The 21,858-nt window shown below is 70.6% G+C and carries 21 protein-coding genes and 1 pseudogene; 1 reads left to right on the top strand and 21 read right to left on the bottom strand.

Translation table 11 applies throughout. The features are described 5' to 3' along the window. Window positions 1-146 precede the first annotated feature (146 nt). The 15 genes and pseudogenes from P1P75_RS05860 to proS all read right to left on the bottom strand — a co-directional run. A pseudogene (locus P1P75_RS05860) lies at window positions 147-1,259 on the bottom strand (YifB family Mg chelatase-like AAA ATPase); the annotation flags it as partial. A 1-nt stretch (window position 1,260) separates the two neighbouring features. Continuing rightward, window positions 1,261-1,662: a YraN family protein gene (locus tag P1P75_RS05855; protein WP_319252327.1), complete on the bottom strand. Its 402-nt coding sequence runs from the start codon at window positions 1,660-1,662 to the stop codon at window positions 1,261-1,263. 88 nt (window positions 1,663-1,750) lie between these two features. After that, window positions 1,751-2,059, bottom strand: a complete 309-nt coding sequence (locus tag P1P75_RS05850) for a DUF2469 domain-containing protein (protein WP_003965949.1) — start codon at window positions 2,057-2,059, stop codon at window positions 1,751-1,753. A gap of 56 nt (window positions 2,060-2,115) precedes the next feature. After that, window positions 2,116-2,640, bottom strand: a complete 525-nt coding sequence (locus P1P75_RS05845; protein ID WP_319252326.1) for an NUDIX hydrolase — start codon at window positions 2,638-2,640, stop codon at window positions 2,116-2,118. After that, complete coding sequence (gene lepB, locus P1P75_RS05840) at window positions 2,630-3,412, bottom strand: signal peptidase I (protein WP_319252325.1); 783 nt, start codon at window positions 3,410-3,412, stop codon at window positions 2,630-2,632. The genes P1P75_RS05845 and lepB (P1P75_RS05840) overlap by 11 nt, the downstream gene beginning before the upstream one ends. A gap of 108 nt (window positions 3,413-3,520) precedes the next feature. Continuing rightward, window positions 3,521-4,501: a signal peptidase I gene (gene lepB, locus P1P75_RS05835; protein WP_319252324.1), complete on the bottom strand. Its 981-nt coding sequence runs from the start codon at window positions 4,499-4,501 to the stop codon at window positions 3,521-3,523. Next, on the bottom strand, window positions 4,389-5,483 hold the full coding sequence (gene lepB / locus P1P75_RS05830; RefSeq protein ID WP_319252323.1) for a signal peptidase I: 1,095 nt from the start codon (window positions 5,481-5,483) through the stop codon (window positions 4,389-4,391). The genes lepB (P1P75_RS05835) and lepB (P1P75_RS05830) overlap by 113 nt, the downstream gene beginning before the upstream one ends. Next, a complete protein-coding gene (lepB, locus tag P1P75_RS05825; RefSeq protein WP_319252322.1) occupies window positions 5,476-6,210 on the bottom strand; it encodes a signal peptidase I in 735 nt (244 codons plus the stop codon). Before lepB (P1P75_RS05825) ends, lepB (P1P75_RS05830) begins: the two co-directional genes overlap by 8 nt. A gap of 45 nt (window positions 6,211-6,255) precedes the next feature. Then, window positions 6,256-6,606 (bottom strand): 50S ribosomal protein L19, encoded by a 351-nt coding sequence (gene rplS / locus P1P75_RS05820; RefSeq protein WP_007493339.1) that lies wholly within the window; start codon window positions 6,604-6,606, stop codon window positions 6,256-6,258. 133 nt (window positions 6,607-6,739) lie between these two features. Further along, window positions 6,740-7,573 (bottom strand): tRNA (guanosine(37)-N1)-methyltransferase TrmD, encoded by an 834-nt coding sequence (gene trmD, locus P1P75_RS05815; protein ID WP_319252321.1) that lies wholly within the window; start codon window positions 7,571-7,573, stop codon window positions 6,740-6,742. After that, on the bottom strand, window positions 7,573-8,157 hold the full coding sequence (gene rimM / locus P1P75_RS05810; RefSeq protein ID WP_319252320.1) for a ribosome maturation factor RimM: 585 nt from the start codon (window positions 8,155-8,157) through the stop codon (window positions 7,573-7,575). The genes trmD and rimM overlap by 1 nt, the downstream gene beginning before the upstream one ends. 121 nt (window positions 8,158-8,278) lie before the next feature. Then, complete coding sequence (locus P1P75_RS05805) at window positions 8,279-8,518, bottom strand: RNA-binding protein (protein WP_005479813.1); 240 nt, start codon at window positions 8,516-8,518, stop codon at window positions 8,279-8,281. A gap of 5 nt (window positions 8,519-8,523) precedes the next feature. Beyond that, window positions 8,524-8,943, bottom strand: a complete 420-nt coding sequence (gene rpsP / locus P1P75_RS05800) for a 30S ribosomal protein S16 (protein WP_086769907.1) — start codon at window positions 8,941-8,943, stop codon at window positions 8,524-8,526. Window positions 8,944-9,276: 333 nt separating this feature from the next. Then, the gene (locus P1P75_RS05795) at window positions 9,277-9,873 is read right to left on the bottom strand and encodes a hypothetical protein (protein ID WP_086769908.1); all 597 of its coding nucleotides are present in this window, start codon (window positions 9,871-9,873) and stop codon (window positions 9,277-9,279) included. Window positions 9,874-10,133: 260 nt separating this feature from the next. Then, on the bottom strand, window positions 10,134-11,549 hold the full coding sequence (gene proS, locus P1P75_RS05790; protein ID WP_319252319.1) for a proline--tRNA ligase: 1,416 nt from the start codon (window positions 11,547-11,549) through the stop codon (window positions 10,134-10,136). Window positions 11,550-11,749: 200 nt separating this feature from the next. On the opposite strand from proS, the gene P1P75_RS05785 reads away from it, so the two are divergent. Further along, complete coding sequence (locus P1P75_RS05785; protein ID WP_319252318.1) at window positions 11,750-12,607, top strand: SAM-dependent methyltransferase; 858 nt, start codon at window positions 11,750-11,752, stop codon at window positions 12,605-12,607. 22 nt (window positions 12,608-12,629) lie between these two features. On the opposite strand, the gene ftsH is transcribed toward P1P75_RS05785, so the two are convergent. The 6 genes from ftsH to P1P75_RS05755 form a co-directional block, all read right to left on the bottom strand. Beyond that, complete coding sequence (gene ftsH, locus P1P75_RS05780) at window positions 12,630-14,573, bottom strand: ATP-dependent zinc metalloprotease FtsH (protein WP_319252317.1); 1,944 nt, start codon at window positions 14,571-14,573, stop codon at window positions 12,630-12,632. A 98-nt stretch (window positions 14,574-14,671) separates the two neighbouring features. Next, window positions 14,672-16,222 carry a signal recognition particle protein gene (gene ffh, locus P1P75_RS05775; RefSeq protein WP_319252316.1) on the bottom strand — a complete coding sequence of 517 codons (1,551 nt, stop codon included), beginning with the start codon at window positions 16,220-16,222 and terminating at the stop codon, window positions 14,672-14,674. Between the two features lie 155 nt (window positions 16,223-16,377). Continuing rightward, on the bottom strand, window positions 16,378-18,831 hold the full coding sequence (locus P1P75_RS05770; protein WP_319252315.1) for a [protein-PII] uridylyltransferase: 2,454 nt from the start codon (window positions 18,829-18,831) through the stop codon (window positions 16,378-16,380). 26 nt (window positions 18,832-18,857) lie between these two features. Further along, on the bottom strand, window positions 18,858-19,196 hold the full coding sequence (locus P1P75_RS05765; RefSeq protein ID WP_003997576.1) for a P-II family nitrogen regulator: 339 nt from the start codon (window positions 19,194-19,196) through the stop codon (window positions 18,858-18,860). Further along, complete coding sequence (locus P1P75_RS05760) at window positions 19,193-20,533, bottom strand: ammonium transporter (protein ID WP_319252314.1); 1,341 nt, start codon at window positions 20,531-20,533, stop codon at window positions 19,193-19,195. The genes P1P75_RS05765 and P1P75_RS05760 overlap by 4 nt, the downstream gene beginning before the upstream one ends. 324 nt (window positions 20,534-20,857) lie before the next feature. Then, a partial coding sequence (locus P1P75_RS05755) for a hypothetical protein (RefSeq protein WP_319252313.1) occupies window positions 20,858-21,858 on the bottom strand: 1,001 nt, incomplete at its 5' end.

The raw sequence follows: 21,858 nt of genomic DNA, 5'->3' as shown, positions 1-21,858 counted from the left end.
TCGGCGCACAAGCCGACGGCACCGCACTTCCACAAAGAGTAACGACTGTACGAGAAGGCTTCTGCCCACCAAGAAGTGGACCCGTGTCCCCTGAGAGAAGGCGGACAACTCACTCACCCCCTGTCGGACATGTCCGCACCCGCATAAGCCAGCACCATGAGGAACCGTGCGGGGAACCGCACCACCCCGGCGCTGCGCGCGATCACGACGTGCCCGGCCTCCAGGGGCTGGCGCAGGGCGTCGAGGGCATGGGTGCTGAATTCGGGGGTCTCGTCGAGAAAGAGGATCCCGCGGTGAGCCATCGACACGGCTCCGGGCCGGGCGATATGGGGTCCGCCTCCGACGAGTGCCTGCATCGTGGCCGAGTGGTGCGGGGCGCAGTACGGGGGAACGTCGATCAGCGGTTTGCCCGGCGGCAGCAGTCCCGCGACCGAGTGGACGGCCGTGACCTCCAGGGACTCCTTGCGGCTCAGCCGGGGCAGGACGGCGGGCATGCGCTCCGCGAGCATGGTCTTGCCGGCACCCGGTGGGCCTTCCAGGAACAGGTGATGTCCGCCCGCCGCCGACACCTCGACCGCCGTGCGCGCCGACCGCTGCCCCACGACGTCCGCGAGGTCGTGCCCCTGGTCGTGCGGGGCCGCGCCGAGGCCGTGCACGCCGGTGACGGCGCCGGTGCCGGGCAGCCGCAGGCCGGCCATGAGCGGGTCGGGCCGGCCCGGCTCGTCCGGTTCCTCGTGGGGCACCGGCTCGTCGGCGAGTATCGCGATCAGCTGCCGCAGGCTGCGCACCCCGAGCACGGAGATGCCCGGGACCAGCGAGGCCTCGGCCGCGGCGCATTCCGGCACGACCACCTGTTCGTAACCGGCGTCCGCCGCCGCCAGCACCGCCGGGAGGATCCCGCGGACGGGGCGGACCCGTCCGTCGAGGCCCAGTTCTCCGATCATCACGATGTCGGCGAGCACCCGCGGGTCGATCCGCTCGGCCGCGCCGAGCACCGCTGCGGCGATGGCGAGGTCGAAACCACTGCCGGCCTTGGGCACGGAGGCGGGGCTGAGGCCGACGGTGAGTTTCTTCTGCGGCCATTCACCGCCGGAGTTCACCACCGCCGCCCGCACCCGGTCCCGGCTCTCGCTCAGGCTCTTGTCGGGCAGTCCCACCAGCGTGAAGGCCGCCACTCCGGGCTCCAGGTCGGCCTGGACCTCGACGACGACGCCTTCGACGCCCACCAGCGCCACCGAGCAGGTGCGTGCGAAACCCATCTCAGGCCACCCCCCGCGCGTGCTCGACGAGGGCGGCCCCGCGCCGGGGCAGGAGGACTCCGACGAGGTCGATGCGGACGCCGCCCGGTGGGGCTCCCCCGTGGGCCTGGATCCACCGTTGGGCGAGGCCGCGCAGCCGCTCGGCCTTCTCGGGCGTCACGCCCGCCATCGGGTGCTGGAAGCCGCCGTCCCTGCGGGTCTTCACCTCGCAGACGACCAGCACGTCGCCGTCCCGCGCGACGATGTCGATCTCTCCGGTCCTGCCGGAGCGCCAGTTGCGCTCCACGACCGTCATCCCGGCGTCGGCCAGCCGCCGTGCGGCCAGTTCCTCGCCGTACCTGCCGAGTGCTCCTCGTGCCAGATCCGTGTTCATGTCGGCACCACCTCCGGCACCAACGTTCACGCATCCGCCGCACCGAAAAGGATCTTGGTGCACAACTCGGCGGCTGTGGAAAACTCCGTCACCCACAAGGGGCGACGGTCCGGGACGGTCACCCGCCCGGCAGCTCCAGGTCGCTCTTGTTCAGCTCCTCGATGTTCACGTCCTTGAACGTGAGCACCCGCACCTGCTTCACGAACCGGGCCGGCCGGTACATGTCCCACACCCAGGCATCCGCCATCGACACCTCGAAGAACACCTCACCCTGGACCGAGTGCACCTGCATCTCGTAGTCGTTGGTCAGGTAGAAACGCCGCTCGGTCTCGATCACGTATTTGAACAGACCGACGACGTCGCGGTACTCCCGGTAGAGCTTCAGCTCCATCTCGGTCTCGTACTTCTCGAGGTCCTCGGCGCTCATGGCATGTTCCCCTTCAGCCGTGCGATCCCCCCATTGTGCGCCAGTCCCGTGGGCCGCTAGACGATTTCCGTGTCAAGGGTTACGGGCAGGGCCGGGGGACCTTCGTCGAGCAGCCTGCGCAGCAGCCCGGCGAGTCTGGTCGGATACACCGTCTCATGTGCCTGGGTCAGTTCCCGACACGTCCACCAACGCGCTCCGCAGACGCTGCGCCGCTCCAGCTCGGTCAGGCCCGTCGCCCGGATCGCCGTCACCGTCGTACGGGCCAGGTAGTACCACTCGTCCTGGTCCCAGCGGCGGCCGGCGAACGGGAAGGAGCACCTCCGGCGCCACAGCACCGGGCCCAGATCGACGTCGGTGATGCCGGTCTCCTCGGCGAGTTCCCGCCGCGCGGCCTGTTCACGGGTCTCGTCGCCCTCCACTCCGCCGCCGGGAGTGAACCACCAGTCGTCGGCCGGGTCGTCCGGCTCATGGCCGTGCAGCAGCAGGATGCGGTCGTCGGGGTCAAGGAGCACGATCCGGGCGACCCTGCGCAACCCGCCCTCATAGGAGTCGACGCCCGCGTCCGTCGTCTCAGCGGGCACCGGCGGGCTCCGAGCGGGTGCCGGTGCGGCCGCGGGCGGCGAGCTTGGCGACCGGGCCGTACGCGCCGCCGCCGAGGACGAGCACCGCGCCGGCCGCGATCAGCCAGCCGATCGTGCGCAGCGGACCCGGCTCGGAGAGCGTGCCCAGCGACTCGAAGCCGGTGGGGCGCTCGAGCATGCCGTTCATGGGCCATACGACGGCGTCCACCCGGGCCTTGACCGAGGTGCGCGCGACCGTTCCGCCGGCGGCGTCCGTGAGGTGGGCGGTGGAGTCCAGGGAGCCCTGGCGTTCGTCACCGAGCAGGAAGAGGCGTCCGTCGGGGACCTTCACCGTCGGGAAGTTTTTGATCTCGGCGAGGCTGCCCTCGGGCAGATACGGTTCCTCGATCTGCTTGCCGTTGACGGTCAGCTTGCCCTCGGTGCAGCAGGCGACGGTGTCGCCACCCACCGCGACGACCCGCTTGACCACGGGCGCGTTGTCGGCCCACGTCTTGTCGGTGAAGACGACGACGTCACCGCGGCGCACCTCGTCACCGTCCACGACCTCGGCGAGGACCCGGTCGCCTGCGTCGATCGTCGGGGTCATCGAGCTGGTGGGCACGGTGTACGGCCGGTAGATGAGCGCGGCCCAGCCGAATCCGCCGAGAAACAGCGCAAGGCCCAGCGCGACGGCCACACCGGACAGAACATGTCCGGTCCGGCTGCCCACCGGGCCACTGCTGGTGCCACCGCCGCCGTGCGGGGCCGTACGTGTCGTGCTCTCGCCACCCATGGATCCGCACCCTACCCGGCGGTACCGAGCCGGGGCAGCCCCTCTTCCCCGGCCCGGCCGCAACCTTGGGCAAGCGTTTGCCCGGCGAAGCAGCGGGCCGCGGGCGGATCAGCGGTTCCCGGACCGCTCGGCGCGCCGACGGCGCCACAGGACCAGCGGGACGACACCGACGAGGGCCGCGCCCTGCGGCGCGACCGTGAGAGCGGCCGAGGCCGCCGACCCGGCGTTGAGACCGTCCTGGTCGAAGGTGGCCGGCACCGGCAGCGTGTCCCAGCGGTTGATCGGCCAGGCCTTGACGATGGCGCGGCCGACGACCTCGTCGACCGGGACCATGCCGTGGTTCTTGTCGGACTGGTTGTAACGGGAGTCGCGCGAGTTCTGGCGGTGGTCGCCCATCACCCAGATGAAGCCCTTGGGGACCTTCACCGTGAACTGGCCGCCCTGGTCGTCCATGCTGCACGGGGTGTTCCCCGGGTACACGTACGGCTCGTTGAGCGCCTTGCCGTTGACCCTCAGGGGGCCGGTCTTGTTGCAGGAGACGGTGTCGCCGCCGACCCCGATCACCCGCTTGATCAGGTCTTTCTCCTCGACCGACGGCATCAGGCCGATCCAGCTGAGGAAGGTCTGGATCGCGTTCGGATCGGCCGTGGGCTCGCCCGCGAGCCAGGCGTCCGGGTCGTGGAAGACGACGACCTCCCCGCGCTCGGGCTCGGAGCCGAACCAGGGGGTGAGCTTGTCGACCAGGACACGGTCACCCTGCTGGAGGGTGTTCTGCATCGAGTCGGAGGGGATCGAGAACGCCTGCACCAGGAACGTCTTGATGAGCAGCGCCAGGACGAGCGCGATGCCGATCAGGATCGGCAGCTCCTTCCAGAAGGAGCGTGGCTTCTTCGCCTTGGGGGCCCCGTCACCGGAGCCCTGTCCCGTCACCGGGGGCTGCCCGTCCCCCGGCCCGTCGTCTCCGGCCGCCGGGGAGTCATTCCCGGAGGTCACAGCGCTGTCCTGGGTCGGGCCGGCCTCGTCCACGGGGTGTCCGCGGTGCTCCTCGCCGTCGTGCCCGGACCGTGCGCCAACCGCCACATCCCCCACGCCAACTCCTTACTCTGTGCCGCTGCCTGCCCCACATACGACGCAGGCCCACCACTCCCATAACGAGCGGGAGTTCCGCAGGGCTCGGGAGTCGGATCGTTCCGTTCGGATCGTCGGGGGCAACCCTATGCGACCCGTCGGACCGCGCGGTCGCCCCGGACACCGAGTCGGTCACGGAGGAGAAGGTTTGCGGTTCCTTGAGGGAGTTCCAGTGGCCCAGCGGCCAGGCGATGACCATGGCGCGCCCCACCACGCCGTCCTCGGACACCGTGCCGCCGTAGTCCGTGTCCTGGTGGGCCCGGGAGTCCGCGGAATTCTCCCGGTGGTCGCCCATCACCCACAGGCGCCCCTGGGGCACGGTGATGTCGAAGGGGGTGATCGAGGGCGCGTTGGCGGGGTACAGATAGTCCGCCTCGTTCAGGGGGACGCCGTTGACCGTGACACGCCCTTGCGTGTCGCAGCACTGGACGTGGTCGCCGCCCACGCCGACGACCCGCTTGATGAGGTCCTTCTCGTTGTCGGACGGCAGCAGACCGATGAAGGTGAGCCCTTCCTTGATCTGCTTGACGACGATGGGGTCGTCCTTCTTCGTGGTGGGCTGCTCGTCCTGGAGCCAGCCGCCGGGGTCCTTGAAGACGACGACGTCCCCGCGCTGCGGCTTGGAGCCGAACCACGGGGTGAACTTGTCCACCAGGACCCGGTCGCCGATCTGGATCGTCTGCTCCATCGAGCCGGACGGGATCACGAAGGCCTGCACCAGGAAGGTCTTCAGGACGAGCGCTATCAGGACGGCGACCCCGACGAGGAGCGGGATCTCCCGGACGGCGCTGCGCCTGCGCTTGCGCTTGACCTTGCGCTGGAGTTTGCGCCGCTCCGCGCGCGTGCGGCCACCGGACGAGCCGGCGGCGCGCCGGACGCCGGTGGGCAGGAGGTTGTCCGCGGCGTTGTCGGACACACCGCGTGGCCTTCCGCGGTTACCCATGGGCGCCCGCCGGGTCCGACGCGGTGCTCGCCTCCGGCACGCGCGCGTAGCCGCTCGGGCGGTGCAGGCGGGTGAGGTGGGCGAAGGGCCAGGCGATCCAGTCGGCGCGGCCGATCACGGCGTCGACGGGGACCATGCCGCCGCCCGGTGAGCCGAGGTGGTCGCGGGAGTCGCGGGAGTGGCTGCGGTGGTCGCCGAGGAGGAACAGGGTGCCCTCGGGCACGGCCACGTCGAAGGGCACCGTGGACGGACTGTCGCCCGGATACAGGAACGTCGACTCGTCGACCGGCCGGCCGTTCACCTGGATCCTCCCCTCCTTGTCGCAGCAGACCACGTGGTCTCCCCCCACACCCACGACGCGCTTGACGTAGTCGGCGTTCCCGAAATACCCGGTGCCGTCGAACACGACGACGTCGCCGCGCCGCGGTTCGGCACCGAAACGGTACGCCAACCTATTTACGAGAACGCGGTCACCGATCCTCAATCCGTTCTCCATGGATCCGCTGGGAATCTGGAACGGTTTCATCACGAAGAGGTTGAGAAGCAGCGAAAACAGCAGGCAGATCAGCAGCGTGAGACTGATCCGGCCGCCCGGCAGCCACTGCGTGATCCCCGCCACCAACGCGAAACGCGACCGGCCCTCCGGTCCCTCCGGGTCCGGGATCGCTCCGGGATCGGAAGGGCTGGAGGAGCGGTCGCGCTCCGTCGGCTGAGCTTCGGTGTCCATCGGGGCCAGATGCTATCCGGCCCCGCCATGAACTCCTGAAGACGCTCAGTTGTCGCGCTTCTCCTTGATCTTCGCGGCCTTGCCGCGCAGCTCACGGAGGTAGTAGAGCTTGGCGCGACGCACGTCACCGCGGGTGACCAGCTCGATCTTCTCGACGATCGGCGTGTGCACCGGGAAGGTGCGCTCGACGCCGACGGAGAAGGAGACCTTGCGGACCGTGAAGGTCTCGCGCACACCGGCGCCCTGGCGGCGGATGACCACGCCCTTGAACTGCTGCACACGGGAGCGGTTGCCCTCGATGACGCGGACGTGGACGTTGACGGTGTCACCCGGGCGGAAGGCCGGGACGTCGGTGCGCAGCGACGCGGAGTCGACTGTGTCGAGCAGGTGAGACATTTCGTCTGCTTTCCTCGTTGATGCCACAGGTCATCAACGGAAACTAGGAGTTCTGAAGGAGAGTCGTGCTGTCGGGGCGGGCGTCGTGTCCCCCCGTGGCAGGGGCGCACGCCGGACGGCGCACAACAGCGGCCTATTGTTCCACGCCGTCGGTCCTGCGCCAAAATCGGCCGTAGGGCTCACCCTCCGGATCCGGTGACCAGCCCAGGATGGAGAGCATCTCGCGGTCCTTCTTGTCGAAGGCCTTGGGGTCGCAGCGTTCGATCAGGTCGGGCCGGTTGGCCGTCGTACGGCGCAGGGCCTCGTCGCGGCGCCAGCGGGCGATCTTGCCGTGGTGGCCGCTGAGCAGCACCTCGGGGATCCCCCGGCCGCGCCAGGCGGGCGGCTTGGTGTAGACCGGGCCTTCGAGGAGGCTCGCCATGGCGCCGGGCGCGAAGGAGTCGTCGCGGTGGGACTCGGCGTTGCCGAGCACGCCGGGCAGCAGGCGTGCCACGGCCTCCGTGACGACCAGGACGGCCGCCTCGCCGCCGGCCAGGACGTAGTCGCCGATGGAGACCTCGTAGACCGGGATCCGGGTGGCGTACTCGTCGATGACGCGCCGGTCGATGCCCTCGTAGCGGGCCGGGGTGAAGATCAGCCAGGGCCGCTCGGAGAGTTCGACGGCGAGTTCCTGGGTGAAGGGCCGGCCGCTGGGGGTGGGGACGACGAGCGCGGGGGCGTGGGCGCCGCTCTCGTAGCCGTCGGCGAGGACGGTGTCGAGGGCGTCGCCCCACGGGTCGGTCTTCATGACCATGCCGGGCCCGCCGCCGTACGGAGTGTCGTCGACCGTGTTGTGCCGGTCGTACGTCCACTGCCGCAGGTCGTGCACCTGGACGTTCAGCTGCCCACGCGCGCGTGCCTTGCCGACCAGGGAGACGTTCAGCGGGTCGAGGTACTCGGGGAAGATCGTGACGACGTCGAGACGCATCAGGAGCCGCCCCCGGTCTCGTCGTCCGTCTTCTCCGCCGCCGCCTCGTCGTCGCGTGCGGAGGCGATCTCGGCGCGGTCGTCGATCAGTCCGGGCGGAGGGTCGATGACCGCCCGCTGCTCCTCCAGGTCGATCTCGGTGACGATCGCCTCGACGAAGGGGATCATCACCTCGCTCCCGTCCGGCCGCTCGACGATGAAGAGGTCCTGCGAGGGCAGGTGCGAGATCTCCGTGATCCGGCCGACCTCGACGCCGTCCTTCGTCACCACGTCCAGGTCCATGAGCTGGTGGTCGTAGTACTCGTCCTCCTCCTCGGGGAGCTCCTCCGGGTCCACGTCGGCGATCAGGAGGATGTTGCGCAGAGCCTCGGCCCCCGTGCGGTCGGTGACCCCCTCGAAGCGCAGGAGGAGACGGCCGCTGTGCACCCGGCCGGTCTCGATCGTGAGCGGACCCTTGGCGGCGGGGTCCGTGGCCAGTACGGCGCCGGGGGCGAGCCGCAGTTCCGGCTCGTCGGTGCGGACCTCCACGGTGACCTCGCCCTTGATGCCGTGAGCGCGGCCGATCCGTGCGACTACGAGCTGCACTGTCGAAGATCTCCTGTCGTACCTGTCGTACCTGTCATGCCGGTCGTACGTGTGCCGTAACGACTGCGGGCCGGGGACGGCCCAGTGGCCCTCCCCGGCCCGAGCCGGTGCTGCAGATGCGTCAGCGGACGTGGTCCACGTCGACGAGGTCGACACGGACACCACGGCCGCCGATGGCGCCCACGACGGTGCGCAGAGCGCGTGCGGTGCGGCCGTTGCGGCCGATCACCTTGCCGAGGTCGTCCGGGTGGACCCGGACCTCGAGCACGCGACCACGGCGCAGGTCACGCGAGGCGACCTGCACGTCGTCAGGGTTGTCGACGATGCCCTTCACGAGGTGCTCAAGCGCCTCTTCGAGCATGCTGCTCAGGCCTCGGTCGACTCGGACTCAGCCGCGGCCTCGTCCTTCTTCTCAGCCTTCTTCTTCTGGGTGATGGCCTCACCCTTGCCCGAGTCGTCGCCACCGAGGGCCTCGAACAGCGGGCGCGCCTTCTTCGGCTCGGCGACGAGCAGCGGAGCCGGGGCGGGCTCGCCCTTGAACTTCTGCCAGTCGCCGGTCTTCTTCAGGATGGCGAGGACGGGCTCGGTCGGCTGCGCGCCGACACCCAGCCAGTAGGCCACGCGGTCGGCGTCGACCTCCATGACCGACGGGTTGTACGTCGGGTGGTACTTGCCGATCTCCTCGATCGCACGACCGTCACGACGGGTGCGGGAGTCGGCGACGACGATGCGGTAGTGAGGCGCACGGATCTTGCCCAGACGCTTCAGCTTGATCTTGACTGCCACTGGAGTGACTTCTCCTGAATTGACGTGTTTGGGCACGGCGAGATTGCCGCGTGGGGTTGCGGTACCCGAGTGCCCGATGGACGCGTCAGCCGGAGGAGAGAGGGGTCCTATGCGGCTGTCGAGTACAGCTGACCATTCTGCCACACCCCGCGGGCCCTCCTGAGCCGCAGGGTGTGCGGGGCATGCGGGAACGGCACCCGGACACCACGATCGCCCTGCGGCGGCCGTACGCCGGGTGCGCACGCCGAGTCGCGGGGTGCCGTCGGATGACGGCTCCCCGCGCCGGCTGTCGAACCGGCAGCCACGAGATGCCGGTGCGTCCACGCCCGCGGGTTACGCCGCGCCCATGACCTCCGGGATGCGGAACGGCTTGCCGCAGCCGCCGCACACGATCGGAGCCTGGGCCAGGACCGAGGGAACGACCCGGACGTTGCGCCCGCAGTCGCAGACGGCCTTGACGCGGACACCGCCGCCGGAGGAGCCGTGCCGGGCGGCCGGGCCGCGAAAGGCACGGGTCGTCTCGGCGGTGGTGGCGGCCACATGGGCCTTGAGCGCCCGCTGCAGGCGCTCGATCGTCGGGCGGTATCGGCGCTTGGCCTCGGGGTTGAGCGTGACCAGCGAGAAGCCACTGCTGGGATGCGGCTCCTCGGGGTGGTCCAGGCCCAGCTCCTCGGCGATCGCCAGGAATCTGCGGTTGTGGTAGCGGCCGGCGCGGGAGGTGTCGCGGACACCGCGGGCGGCGGCGATGCCGTGGACTGCCTCATGGAGCAGTCGCTCGAAGGAGAGTTCGTGACCGCAGGCGGACGACGACTCCCCGATCAGTGACTCTGGCGCGGCAAGGTCCGGCAGCTCGGGGTGGTACCGCTGAATGTCGGCCCACGCCTGTGCCAGCTCTGCGGCGAGAACAGGTGGTGTCTGTGTCGTGCTCACGTAATGACAACGAGCGGGGGTACCGCTGTGTTCCTATTCCGGGGCATCCCAAATAATTTGCACGTACCCGTCAGTTGCCGCTGATGCGTCCTGACGAGGGCGGGTGCGCTGATCTGCGGAGAAGCCTCACAGCTCATATCAAGCTGGTGCGTAGCCCCACGTACGCCTCCGCCTGTAGACCACGTCCACAGGCGGAGGGAGGAATGTTCCGCCGGGGCGCAAGGGGCGTTTCGGTCGCTTTCCACCCGGAGGGCGTCGACTCAGTAAGCGCGCGCGACGACCGCGACGTTACCGGGCGCGTCCTCGGCCTCGGGCACCGACCCGTCCTCGGCGACCAGACACCGTACGGTCGCCGCGTGCTCGGCGAGGGCGTTCTCGCCGTCCGGGCCGAGATCGGCCCAGGGGATGCGGGCCCAGCCGCCGGCGGTGGCCACCTCGACGGCCTCGCCGAGCGTGGACACGTCCGCCGTACGGGATTCACGGCGCTCCCGGGCCTGCCTGAGCAGCAGCGCCTGGTCCTCCTCGAGGATCGCGGGCAGCAGGCCGGCCAGCGCGTCCAGGGCGACCGGCTCCTTGCCTCCGGGGATGCGCCGGGCCAGCATCGCCGTGCCGTCCGCCAGATCGCGCGGGCCGATCTCGACGCGGACCGGGACGCCCTTCAGCTCCCAGTCGACCGCGCGCCGGCCGAACGGGGTGTCGGTGCGGTCGTCGACATGGACCCTGATCCCGGCCGCCCTCAGCCGGTCGCCGACCTCGTGGACCTTGGCCAGAACCGCCTCGTCGCCCTTGATCGCGAGGACGACGGCCTGGATCTGCGCCAGCCTCGGCGGGACGCGCAGCCCGCTGTCGTCGCCGTGCATCATCACCAGGGCGCCGATCATGCGGGTCGTCGAGCCCCAGGAGGTCTGCCAGACCAGTTCCTGCGTGCCGTCCTTCGACAGGTACGAGGTGTTGAAGGCCTTGGCGAAGTTCTGGCCCAGTTCATGGCTGGTGGCCATCTGCAGGGCCTTGCCGTCGCCCATCATGCCCTCGAGCGTGAGGGTGTTGACGGCACCGGCGAACCGCTCCTTGACGGTCTTGCGGCCGGGCACGACGTCCATGGCCAGGACGTTCACCATGAAGTCCTCGTACACCCGGCGGTGGATGCGCGCGGCGAAGTCACGGGCGTCCTCGTAGGTGGCGTGCGCGGTGTGACCCTCCTGCCACAGGAACTCCGTGGTGCGCAGGAACAGGCGGGGCCGCAGCTCCCAGCGGACGACGTTGGCCCACTGGTTGATGAGCAGCGGCAGGTCGCGGTAGCTCTGCACCCACTTCGCGAAGTACTCGTTGACGATCATCTCGGAGGTGGGCCGGACGACCGCGGGCTCCTCCAGCTCCTTGCCGCCGCCGTGGGTCACCACGGCCAGCTCGGGCGCGAAGCCCTCCACATGGTCCGCCTCGCGAGCGAGGTACGACTGCGGGATCAGCAGCGGGAAGTACGCGTTCTGGGTGCCCGTCTCCTTGATGCGGGCGTCCATCTCAGCCTGCATCCGCTCCCACAGCCCGTACCCGTAGGGCCGGATCACCATGGTGCCGCGCACCGGTCCGTTGTCGGCCAGTTCCGCCTTGGCGATCAGATCCTGGTACCAGCGCGGGAAGTCCTCCGCCTGCGGGGTGAGAACGGGTGCCTTTGCCATGGCGCGATGGTACGGGCCCAGGTTGCCGGAATGTGAAATCTCGCCACAAGCGCTGACAGCGCGCAAGCAGGCCTCCGCAACCCCTGGACGCGGGGTCGAGTGGGGAGTTACCTGGCATACGGGAGGGAGTGCCGGCGCACTGACGGGGGCCACCTGAACGGGTACTGCGGCAAACTCTCGGCGGATTGGGGCGCTTATCCATGACACCTACGCTCGTGCGGGAGCACCTGTCTCATACGGGGCCGGTGCTCCGCGTGGACCTCGGCGCACGCGCGCGTGACTGGTCCGAGATCCAGGAGCGCATGCTGGTCCCGCTCTACGAGGCCGTCTACGAGCGACTTGAAGTGGGGGCCGGCACCCGGCTCCTGGGCCTCGGCTGCGGCTCCGGGCTGGCGCTGCTGATGGCGGCCTCCAGAGGCGCGGCCCTCACCGGCGTCGAGGCACTGGCCCCGGAGCGGCTGGCCCTCGCCCGGCAGCGGCTGGCCCCGGAGGCCTGGGGCACGCGCGCGCGGGGCGCCCTGCGCCTCGTCGACGGCTCACCCGAGGACGCGGCCGACGCGGAGACACCCGCGTACAACCTGGTGACCGCCTTCGAGCCGATCGGATGTCTGGCCGGCGATTCGGAGGGGCTCGGCGAGCTGCTCACGGCCGCCACTCCGCTGGCCGAGCGCGGGGCGCCCGTGGTGCTGGTGGGCTGGGGCCCGCCGGAGCGCTGCGCGACCTCGTCCGTGCTGCGGGTGGCCACCAGGCTGGCCGATCCGCTGCGGCCCGCGGGGAGTTGGCGGCCCGCGCTGCGCGACGACCTGGAGGAGGTCGCCCAGCGGGCCGGGCTCAGGCCCGACGGTTCCGGGCGGGTGGCCTGCCCGTTCGGGTACGCGGGCGTCGACAGCGCCCTCAAGGGTCTGTTGTCCACGGGCCTGTTCGACGCGGCGATCTCCGCGACGGACCAGGCGCAGGTGGACAAGGAGGTGACCGAGGCGCTCCACCCCTACCGGCGTGCGGACGGCACGGTGTGGATGCCGAACGTCTTCAGGTACCTGATCGCCAGGGTCCCCTGACAGCTCGTGGCCCTGAGAACGGCTAGCTCTGGGTGTCCTTGCTCAGCCTGGTGACGCCCGCGATGCGGTACGCGTCCGCCTCGTCCAGCGTCTCGTTCTCCAGGAGCGCCTGGGCGAGGGCGTCCAACTGGTCGCGGTGGTCGCGGAGTTTGCGGCAGGCCTCCTCGTAGCACTCGTCGACGACGCGCCGCATCTCGTCGTCGATGGCGTCGAGGGTCCGCGGGGCGGCGGAGAGCCCGTAGGCCTGCTGGGCGTCGCCGGGCAGGGCCGACATGCGGCCCACGCGCCCGCTCATGCCCCAGCGGGCGACCATGCCGCGCACGATGGTGGTGACCTGCTCCAGGTCGTTCTCGGAGCCGGTGGTGATCATGTCGTAGACGACGTGCTCGGCCGCCATGCCGCCGAGCGCGCCGATGATCCGGCCGCGCAGGTACTCCTCCGTGTACGCATACCGGTCCGCGTCCGGCGTCGACAGCGTCACGCCGAGGGCCCGGCCGCGCGGCACGATGGTGATCTTGCGGACCGGGTCGGCGCCCGGCTGCAGCATCCCCAGCAGCGCGTGCCCGCTCTCGTGGTACGCCGTCCTGCGCCGCTCCTCCTCGGGCATCACCAGGGAGCGTTCCGCGCCGAGCTGCACCTTCTCCAGGGCCTCGGACAGGTCGCTCCGGCTCACCTGGTGCTGTCCTCGCTTGACGGCGAGCAGGGCCGCCTCGTTGGCGAGGTTGGCCAGCTCGGCACCGGTCATGCCCGGGGTCGTACGGGCCACCTGGGCGAGGTCGACGTCCGGGGCGAGCGGGATCTCTCGGGTGTGGATGGCGAGGATCGCCTCGCGGCCGCCGCGGTCCGGGGGCGAGACGCTGACGATCCGGTCGAAGCGGCCCGGCCGGGTCAGGGCCGGGTCCAGGATGTCGGCGCGGTTGGTGGCGGCGAGGACGATCACGCCCTCTGAGCCGGAGAAGCCGTCCATCTCGGTCAGGATCTGGTTGAGGGTCTGCTCGCGCTCGTCATGGCCGCCCATCGCCGAGCCGCCGCCGCGGGCCCGCCCGATGGTGTCGATCTCGTCGATGAAGATGATCGACGGGGCCACCTTGCGGGCCTCCGCGAACAGCTCGCGCACCCGGGAGGCGCCGACGCCCACGATCATCTCGATGAACTCGGAGGCCGACGCGGAGAAGAACGGCACCCCCGCCTCCCCGGCCACCGCCCGCGCGAGCAGCGTCTTGCCGGTGCCGGGTGGCCCGGAGAGCAGCACTCCGCGGGGCATCTTGGCGCCCATGCGGCGGTAGGCGTCGGGGTTCTTCAGGAAGTCGACGACATCGCTCAGCTCGCCCGCGACCTCGTCGATGCCGGCCACGTCGTCGAACGTGGTCCGCTCCTGACCGGGCTCCAGCTCGACCGGTTTGGGCGGCGCCTTGCGGCCGAGCATGCCGCCCGCCCCGCCCAGGCCCCCCGAGCGCATCCGCCGGGCGATGAACACCCACACGGCGATGAGCAGCACCATCGGCGCCAGGGAGATCAGCAGATTGGCGAGAAAACTGCGCTGCTTGACGACCGGCTCGGCCGTGACGGTGACGTCGTGCTCGGTGAGTTCGTCCCAGAGCCGGTCGTCGGCGAAGGTCGGCCGCTCGGTGCGGAACTTGGTGTACGTCCCGTCGCCCTCCGGGTTGTCCCGCCCCTTCCGCAGCTGCCCCTGGATGGCGTCGCCCTTGGCGTAGATCTTGCTGACGTTGCCCTCGTCGACCTGCCGGCTGAACTCGGTGTACGAGATGGTCGGCTCGTCGCCCTCGTTGAAGAACGACAGCACCAGCAGCGCGATCAGGAACACGACCAGCGCGGCGAGGATCAGGCTCCACCAGCCGCCGCGCACCCGCCGCCCGCCCGGCGGCGGCTTGGGCGGCTCCTCCGGGGCACCCTCGGTACGCCAGGGCTGGTCGGGCGACTTCCGTGGCGGCGCAGCATTGGTCATATCGGGACGTTACGACACACCGCAGCCGTGAGCACCTGCGGGAACGCAACGGGGGCACCCCCCTTGAGGAGGGCGCCCCCGACACCGTACGGCCGTGATCAGCCCATGAACTTCTTGAACTCGTCGGGGAGCTCGAAGTCCTGGCCTCCCTGCTGGCCCGGCAGGCCGAGGGCGCCGCCCTGGGCTCCGGCGGCCCTGCGCTCGGCCTCCTCCAGCTCCTGCTGCCGGCGCTTCATCGGGTTGCCGGAGCGCTGCTTGCCCTTGGCCTTCTTCGGCTGCTTCTTGGCGCGGCCGGGACCGCCGCCCATCCCCGGCATCCCGGGCATGCCCGGCATACCGCCACCCTGGGCCATGCGGGACATCATCTTGCGGGCCTCGAAGAACCGCTCGACCAGGCCCTTCACCGCGCTGACCTCGACACCGGAACCCTTGGCGACACGGGCGCGGCGCGAGCCGTTGATGATCGCCGGATCCTGGCGCTCGGCCGGGGTCATCGACTTGATGATCGCGGCCATGCGGTCGATGTCGCGCTCGTCGATGTTCTGGATCTGGTCCTTGATCTGGCCCATGCCCGGCAGCATGCCGAGCAGCTTGGAGATCGACCCCATCTTCCTGACCTGTTCCATCTGGGACAGGAAGTCGTCCAGGGTGAAGTCCTGGCCCTTCTTCGACGCCAGCTTGGAGGCCATTTTCTCGGCCTCTTCCTGACTGAACGTCTTCTCCGCCTGCTCGATGAGGGTGAGCAGGTCACCCATGTCGAGGATGCGGGAGGCCATCCGGTCAGGGTGGAACGCGTCGAAGTCGTCGAGCTTCTCGCCGTTCGACGCGAACATGATCGGCTTGCCGGTGATCTGCCGGATCGACAGGGCGGCACCACCGCGGGCGTCACCGTCGAGCTTGGAGAGCACCACGCCGTCGAAGCCGACGCCGTCCCGGAAGGACTCGGCGGTGTTGACGGCGTCCTGGCCGATCATCGCGTCGACGACGAAGAGGATCTCGTCGGGCGAGACGGCGTCGCGGATGTCGGCGGCCTGCTGCATCAGCTCGGCGTCGATGCCGAGCCGGCCGGCGGTGTCCACGATCACGATGTCGTGGACCTTGGACTTCGCGTAGTCGATGGAGTCCTTGGCGACCTGGACCGGGTCACCGACGCCGTTGCCCGGCTGCGGGGCGTAGACGGCCACGCCGGCCCGCTCGGCGACGACGCTGAGCTGGTTGACGGCGTTGGGGCGCTGGAGGTCGGCGGCGACGAGCAGCGGCGAGTGGCCCTGCTCCTTCAGCCAGCGGCCGAGCTTGCCCGCGAGGGTCGTCTTACCGGCACCCTGGAGACCGGCCAGCATGATCACGGTGGGCGGGTTCTTGGCGAAGCGCAGGCGCCGGGTCTCGCCGCCCAGGATCGTCACGAGTTCGTCGTTGACGATCTTCAGGACCTGCTGGGCCGGGTTCAGGGCCTTGGAGACCTCGACGCCGAGGGCACGCTCCTTGACGTTCTTGATGAACGTGCGGACGACGGGCAGCGCCACGTCGGCTTCGAGGAGCGCGATGCGGATCTCGCGGGCCGTGGCGTCGATGTCCGCCTCGGACAACCTGCCCTTGCCGCGGAGATTCTTGAAAGTCGCGCTGAGGCGGTCGGAGAGGGTATCGAACACGGTGGCGTCGGTCCTCGAAGTCGGGGGCAGTGGGTCGCCCTCCAGAGTATCTGGCCCGCAAGACAAACGTCCCCGCCCGCTGCATTACAGCGGGCGGGGACGAAACCCCCGCGTCGGCGGGGAGCACACCGGGTGACCTCCCGCACCGCAAGAGGTCACCCCCGCAACATCTCCTCCAGCTTCCGCGCCACCGCGGCCGCCTCGTCGCGCGGCAGCGGGCTGCCCGAGGCTCCCGTGACGTAGAACGCGTCCACCGCGTTCGCGCCCAGCGTGCTCACGTGTGCGCTGCGCATCCGCACCCCCGCGTCCTCCAGCGCCCGCCCGATCCGGAACAGCAGGCCCGGCGCGTCCTGCGCGCGTACCTCGATGACGGTGGCCAGGCGGGAGGCCGCCGAGGCGACGGTCACCCGCGGCGGGGGCGCCACCACGCCCCGGCGCCGGGGATAGGCCGCGTCGCGTTCCGCGAGCCTGCCCGCGATGTCCAGGGAGCCGTCCAGGGCGCGCACCAGGTCGGCGCGGAGCCGGGCGGCCTGGGGCAGTGAGCCGTACTCCGCGGCGACGCGCCAGTTCAGCAGCAGCACGGAGCCCTCGACACCGGACGGCAGGGGCAGGGCCCGCAGCTCCGCCGTGCGCACGGTCAGCCGGTGCATGGCGAGCACGCCGGCCACCGCGGGCAGCACCCGCGGCTGGTCGGGTACGGCGATGAGCAGCTCCACGCCGAGCGGCTCGGGGTCGCCGGCCGGCTGGTCCGCGGGGTCGGCCTGGGGTTCGGTCTGCGCGCGCAGGGACAGGACGGGACTGCCGGTGGCGACCGTCTCGATGGCGAGCCGCTCCTGCTCTGCGGTGGCCGCGGGGGCCTCGGGCTCCTCCGGAAGCTCCCCGGCGAGCACCGCCGAGACGCGCTTGACCAGGTCCGCCACGAGCGAACCCCGCCAGGACGACCAGGCCGCGGGGCCGGTGGCCAGCGCGTCCGCCTCGGTCAGCGCGTGCAGCAGTTCCAGGGTGCCCTGGGAGCCGACCGCCTCGGCGACCGAGCGGACGGTGGCCGGGTCCTCCAGGTCCCGCCGGGTGGCGGTCTCGACGAGCAGCAGGTGATGCCGTACGAGGGTGGAGAGGACGGCCACCTCGGTGCGGTCGAAGCCGATGCGGGCGGCCACGTCCTTGGCGATGATCTCGCCGGCCACGGAGTGGTCGCCGGGCCAGCCCTTGCCGATGTCGTGCAGCAGGGCGGCGACGAGCAGCAGGTCGGGACGGCTGACGCGGCGGGTGAATTCGGAGGCGCGCACGGCGGTCTCGATGAGGTGCCGGTCGACGGTCCAGATGTGCACGGCGTTGCGCTGGGGCCGGCAGCGCACCCGCTCCCAGTCGGGCAGCAGCCGGGTGATCAGCCCTTCGGCCTCCAGCGCCTCCCAGACCTCGATCGTGGGCTGCCCCGAGCCGAGCAGGGTCACGAGCTGCTCGCGGGCCTCGGCGGGCCAGGGTGTGGGCAGCGGGCGCACGGTGGCCGCCAGACGCCGTACGGCGTGCAGGGAGAGGGGGAGGCCGGCCTGGGCGGCGGCAGCCGCGGCCCGCAGGGGCAGCACGGGGTCGCGTTCGGGGCGCGCGGCGCGGGCGAGCACCACCTCGCCGTCCTGCTCCACGACGCCTTCGGCCAGCGGGGAGCGTTCGGCGACGGGCTTGCCGCCGCCGAGCATGGCGCGCAGCCGGGGCCGCACCGAGCGCGCTTTGAGCACGCGCCCCACTTCACGCCAGGTGACGTCGCTGGCGTACGAGATGACGCGGGCGGCCTCGTACACCTGGCGCAGGAGGGTGTCGGCGTCGAGGAGGCCGAGTTCGGCGGCGACCTGGTCCTGTTCCTGGAGAGCCAGCCGGTCGGTGGCGCGGCCGGTCGTCAGGTGCAGGGCGTCACGGACGTCGAGGAGGCGGCGGCGGGCGTCGTCGAGGCCCTCGCGAGGAGCGTCGGCGAGCCAGGAGGCGGCGACGGCGCGCAGGGCGGTGGCGTCGCGCAGGCCGCCGCGGGCCTCCTTGAGGTCGGGTTCCAGCAGGTACTGCAGTTCGCCCTGGCGCTCGGCGCGCTCGGCGCACAGCTCCTGGAGTTCGGGCAGCCGTTTGGGCGCCTGGTTGCGCCAGTCGGCCAGTACGGCCGTGCGCAGTCCCGCCGTCAGCCCGAGGTCGCCCACGAGGTGGCGGGCGTCGAGCAGACCGAGCTGGACCTTGAGGTCCTCGCCGGCGGTCTTGCGGGCCTCCGCCGGTGTGCGCACGGAGTGGTCCAGGGCGAGACCGAGGTCCCAGACCGGGTACCAGAGGCGGTCGGCGAGGGCGGCGACGGCCTGGGGGTCGCTGCCGTCGTGCAGCAGCAGGAGGTCGAGGTCGCTGCGCGGGGACAGTTCGCCGCGGCCGTAGCCGCCGACGGCGACCAGGGAGACGCCCCTGAGTTCCTCGCTGCCGGCGGTGAACAGGCCCGCCAGCCAGTCGTCGGTCAGTTCGGAGAGGGCGGAACGGCGCGGCGGCCCGGACCGCGCCTCCTCGGTGAGGAGGCGCAGCCGGGCCGCCGCGTAGCCGCTGGGTCCCGAGTCCTCTGCATCCTTGCGCACGTCCGTACTCGTCACCCAGTGGCTCCTGTTCTGTTCTGCGGTCAGAGCGCGTCCGGGCCGCGCTCGCCGGTGCGGACCCGTACGGCGGTCTCGACCGGGAGGGACCAGACCTTGCCGTCACCGATCTTGCCGGTGCGGGCCGCCTTGACGATGACGTCGATCAGCTGCTCGGCGTCGTCGTCCTCGGCCAGCACCTCGATGCGGATCTTGGGGACGAGGTCGACGGTGTACTCGGCACCGCGGTAGACCTCGGTGTGTCCCCGCTGACGACCGTAACCGCTGGCCTCGGTGACCGTGAGGCCGTGGACCCCGAAGGCCTGGAGGGCTTCCTTGATCTCGTCGAGCCGGTGGGGCTTCACGACGGCGGTGATGAGCTTCATGCGTCCACCTTCTTGCTCGCAGTGTCGGCCACCGGGCCCGTGACGTTGGACCGGGCGGCACCGCCACCCGCACCGCTGAAGTCGTATGCGGTCTCGGCGTGCTCGGCCTGGTCGATGCCGGCCACCTCGTCGTCCTCGGGGACGCGCATGCCGATCGTCCTGTCGAGCAGGAAGGCGAGGATCGCGGAGACCACCAGCGAGTAGCCGAGGACCGCGAAGACTCCGGCGCACTGCTTCCAGAACTGGTCGAGGCCGCCGCCGTAGAAGAGGCCCTGGACCTCGGACTGGCCCTTGCCGCTGGCGAAGAAGCCGATCAGCAGGGAGCCGACGACCCCGCCGACCAGGTGAACGCCGACCACGTCGAGCGAGTCGTCGTAACCGAACTTGTACTTGAGGCCGACGGCCATGGCGCACAGGACACCGGCGATGACGCCGACGGCGATCGCGCCGAGCGGGGAGACCGCACCGCCCGAGGGGGTGATGGCGACCAGACCGGCGACCGCGCCGGAGGCGGCGCCCAGCGTGGTGAACGCGCCGTGGCGGATCTTCTCGTAGATCAGCCAGGCCAGCATGGCGGCGGCGGTGGCGACCTGGGTGTTGACGAACATCAGCGCGCCGACGCCGTCGTCGTTGCCGAGCCACGAGCCGGCGTTGAAGCCGAACCAGCCGAACCACAGCAGACCGGCACCGAGCATGACCAGCGGGAGGCTGTGCGGGCGCATCGGGTCCTTCTTGAATCCGACGCGCTTGCCGATGACCAGGATCACGCCGAGGGCCGCGGCACCGGCGTTGATGTGCACCGCCGTACCACCGGCGAAGTCGATCACGCCGAGCTCGAAGGCCCAGCCGCCGGCGCCCCAGACCCAGTGGGCGACGGGGAAGTACACGATCGTGGCCCACAGGGTGATGAACAGTGCCCAGGCGGAGAACTTCACGCGGTCCGCGAGCGCACCGCTTATCAGGGCGGGCGTGATGATGGCGAACATCAGCTGGAAGACCAGGAAGACGAAGACGGGGATCGTGTAGCCGTCCCACAGCTGCGTCAGGCCGATGTTGCTGAGGCCGACCCAGTCGGAGTTCCAGCCGATCAGCGAGCCGGAGTCGGTGCCGAAGGCGAGGGAGAAGCCGTAGAGCACCCAGAGGATCGTGACGATCCCCAGGCTGATGAAGCTCATCATCAGCATGTTCAGGGTGCTCTTGACTCGGACCATGCCTCCGTAGAAGAAGGCCAGGCCCGGGGTCATGAGCATCACCAGGGCGGAACAGATGAGCATGAAGCCTGTGTTCGCGGACGACAGCGTGGGTGCGTCCGCCGCAAGCGTGATGGCTGGTGCCATCGGCGTCTCCTCGTCGTTGGTACGGCCCCGTGCGGGCGAAGCCAGAGCGGGATTCGGGGGTGGGCCGGTTATGCGCCATGAGATTGGCGCAGCGCCGTTTCGGTCGACGCCCCTCGTTGTTTCGCCGCCGTGACGAAGGCACCTCGTGGGTTACGCCTCGATGAACTGGCTGATGTTGTGCGAGTGGATCGTTATCGTGGCGCAACCTTCGTCGGAACACGCAAACCGGCCGCGGTCGGCCTTCCGATGACCTGGCACGGGGGAGCCGAGTCGGGCGGTTCGGGAGGGCCGGCCGCGGCCGGGGTTCAGGGGTTTCGCCGTGTGTCAGACCGCCTCCGCGGTCTCCGGCAGCTCCACGGCGAGCCGGTCGGTGAGATCGACGACCTCGGCGAGGTCCCCGAAGTCGCGGACGGCCGTGTCGACGGTCTTTCGGATACGAGTGTTGACACGCTCGGAGCGGACCCGCTTGGCCGCCTTCATGGCCTGTGCGGCCAGTACGGCACTCTGCGCGGGCTCCTGGCGCAGCAGGTGCACGGTGGCCATGCCGATGAGGTTCAGCGCGTAGGACCGCTGGTGATCGCTGTCCTTCGCGAACAGGTCCACCGCCTTCTGCATGAGCGGCTCGGCCAGCGAGGCGTAGGTCGGGCTGCGGCCTGCCACATAGGCCAGATCGCGGAAGGAGTGCGAGTTCTCCCCGTACAGCTCGGCCTCGGAGAAGAAGCTGATCCAGTCGGGGTCGGGCTCGTCCCAGTCGTCCGCGTCGGCGAAGACGTCCTCGGCCATCCTGACGGCCCGCTTGCAGCGGCCGGGCTGGCCCATGTTGGCGTAGGCGCGTGCCTCCATCGCATACAGCATCGACTGGGTGCGCGGGCTCGCGCAGTCCCGGCTGCCGTACTGCGCGAGGTGGATCAGCTCCAGGGCGTCCTCGGGCCGTCCGAGGTGGATCATCTGACGGCTCATGCTGGACAGCACGTACGAGCCGAGCGGCCGGTCACCGGCCTCCTTGGCGGCGTGCAGCGCGAGGACGAAGTACTTCTGCGCGGTGGGCTGGAGCCCCACGTCGTACGACATCCAGCCGGCCAGTTCGGCCAGCTCGGCGGCGACCTTGAACAGCTTCCTGCTGGTGGCCTCGGGCTGGGGTTCCTGGAGGAGGTCCGTCACCTCGTGGAGCTGACCGACGACCGCCTTGCGGCGCAGTCCGCCGCCGCACTGGGCGTCCCACTGGCGAAACATGACGGTGGTGGACTCCAGCAGATCCAGTTCGGGCCTGGAGAGCCGGCCGCGGGCGCGGCTGGTGGGGAGGGAGTCCTTGTCCTCGTGCGGGG

Source organism: Streptomyces sp. ID05-39B (assembly GCF_033794725.1).
GTDB lineage: Bacteria > Actinomycetota > Actinomycetes > Streptomycetales > Streptomycetaceae > Streptomyces > Streptomyces bobili.
This window is presented reverse-complemented; position numbering and strand designations above follow the sequence as displayed.

Coding starts and splice junctions, on each gene's coding strand:
- P1P75_RS05850 (WP_003965949.1), bottom strand. CDS start 2,059: ATGAGCGCCGAGGACCTCGAGAAGTACGAGACCGAGATGGAGCTGAAG.
- lepB (WP_319252325.1), bottom strand. CDS start 3,412: ATGGGTGGCGAGAGCACGACACGTACGGCCCCGCACGGCGGCGGTGGC.
- lepB (WP_319252323.1), bottom strand. CDS start 5,483: ATGGGTAACCGCGGAAGGCCACGCGGTGTGTCCGACAACGCCGCGGAC.
- lepB (WP_319252322.1), bottom strand. CDS start 6,210: ATGGACACCGAAGCTCAGCCGACGGAGCGCGACCGCTCCTCCAGCCCT.
- rplS (WP_007493339.1), bottom strand. CDS start 6,606: ATGTCTCACCTGCTCGACACAGTCGACTCCGCGTCGCTGCGCACCGAC.
- trmD (WP_319252321.1), bottom strand. CDS start 7,573: ATGCGTCTCGACGTCGTCACGATCTTCCCCGAGTACCTCGACCCGCTG.
- P1P75_RS05805 (WP_005479813.1), bottom strand. CDS start 8,518: ATGCTCGAAGAGGCGCTTGAGCACCTCGTGAAGGGCATCGTCGACAAC.
- proS (WP_319252319.1), bottom strand. CDS start 11,549: ATGGCAAAGGCACCCGTTCTCACCCCGCAGGCGGAGGACTTCCCGCGC.
- P1P75_RS05785 (WP_319252318.1), top strand. CDS start 11,750: ATGACACCTACGCTCGTGCGGGAGCACCTGTCTCATACGGGGCCGGTG.
- ftsH (WP_319252317.1), bottom strand. CDS start 14,573: ATGACCAATGCTGCGCCGCCACGGAAGTCGCCCGACCAGCCCTGGCGT.
- P1P75_RS05765 (WP_003997576.1), bottom strand. CDS start 19,196: ATGAAGCTCATCACCGCCGTCGTGAAGCCCCACCGGCTCGACGAGATC.
- P1P75_RS05760 (WP_319252314.1), bottom strand. CDS start 20,533: ATGGCACCAGCCATCACGCTTGCGGCGGACGCACCCACGCTGTCGTCC.